The organism is Burkholderia sp. ABCPW 111, from assembly GCF_000773065.1.
GTDB classification, from domain to species: Bacteria; Pseudomonadota; Gammaproteobacteria; order Burkholderiales; family Burkholderiaceae; genus Burkholderia; species Burkholderia savannae.
Window position 1 is genome coordinate 1 of record NZ_JPWT01000032.1, and the last position, 1,563, is coordinate 1,563.

The 1,563-nt window shown below is 65.3% G+C and carries 1 protein-coding gene; it reads right to left on the reverse strand.

Annotation, left to right across the window (positions count from 1 at the left end; genetic code table 11):
- Nucleotides 1-1,563 (reverse strand): type VI secretion system Vgr family protein (locus X946_RS05285; RefSeq protein WP_038744723.1); only part of this gene is annotated, 1,563 nt, incomplete at both ends.

The window sequence follows — 1,563 nt, forward strand, 5'->3', positions numbered from 1 at the left end:
GTGCCCGTGATGCTCGTCGAGCTGCCCGTGTTCGACATCGACGTGCCCGTGATGCTCGTCGACGTGCCCGTCACCGACGTGCTCGTGCCCGTCATGCTGCTCGACGTGCCCGTGTACGACAGCGATACGCCGGTGGTGCTCTGCGACTGCCCGGTCGTCGACATGCTGACGTCGGTCCATGACGACGAGATGCCCGTCATGCTGTTCGACACGCCCGTCACGGAATTCTTGGAACCCGTCAAGCTCGTTGACACGCCGACGAACCCCGTGCTGATGCCGGTGAAGCTCGTGTCCACACCGACAAACGACGTCGATACGCCGGTGAAACCCGTGGTCACGCCGGTAAACGATGTCGACACGCCGGTGAAGCTCGTGCTCACGCCGGTAAACGACGTGCTCACGCCGGTGAAGCTCGCCGACACGCCGGTAAAGCTCACCGACAGCCCCGTGTACGACACCGAGATGCCGGTGAAGCTGACCTTGATGCCGACGACCGACGTCGACGTGCCATCCACCGACAGGTTCAAATCCTGCGCGATCGACGTCGAGCTGTTGCGCTCGACCGTCTGCTGCATGTCGCGCTCCGCGTGGATCATCACGCGCTCCGCGCCGTGCAGATCGTCGAACGTCAGTTGGCTCGCGTTCGGAATGCCGCCCGCGCGCTTGATCGAACGCGTGACGAGGCCCGTGTAGCGGATATCCTTCGGCAAATCGTAAGGCGTCGGGTTTTCGCCGTTGTAGACGATCCCCGTCGCGAGCGGCCGGTCGAGATCGCCGTCGACATAAACGACGATCACTTCCTGCCCGACCCGCGGCATCGCGATCACGCCCCAGCCCTTGCCCGCCCATGCCTGCGTCACGCGAATCCAGCACGACGCGTCCGCTTCGGTCGTCTTGTAGCGGTCCCAGTGGAAGTGCACGCGGATGCGCCCGAGCTTGTCGGTGTGCACTTCCGACATCTCCGGGCCCACCACCGTCGCGCTCTGGATGCCCGGCACCCGCGGCCGCTTGGTGACGAGCAGCGGGCGGAACGGCTGATCGTCGGCGAGCGCGCGGAACTTCACCGCGACGTTACGGCCTTGCGACGTACTATCCGGTCCGTCCTGAATGAACGTCAGCTCGCTGCTCGTCACGTAGTACCGACGATTGCGGCTCAACGCCGGATGACCGACCAGCGTGAACGCGCGGCCCGTCGCGAGCGCGCGTGCGTTCGCCTCGCCGACGAGCGAGTGCGAGTCCGCCTGGATCGCTTCGAGCCGCAAGCGCGCTCGCCGCTCGCCCTGCGCCGGATCGCTATAGCCGGTCGCATAGTCGTAGTACTCGAGCGGAATGCCGTCAAGGCTCGACAGCTCGACCTGCGCATCGCTGTCCAAGCGCTTCGACGGCGCGTGATAATCGAAGTCGCGCAGCGCGACGTTGCTCGACTTGATCCGCCGCGTGCGCTGCAAGCGCTGCACGCCTTCTCGCCCCTGGATCGCACGCGATTCTTCGCCGTCCGGAAGATATTCGAGCTCGTCGTTCGGCAGCGGCAGATCATCGAAGCGCTGCGTGTCCGAGATCACG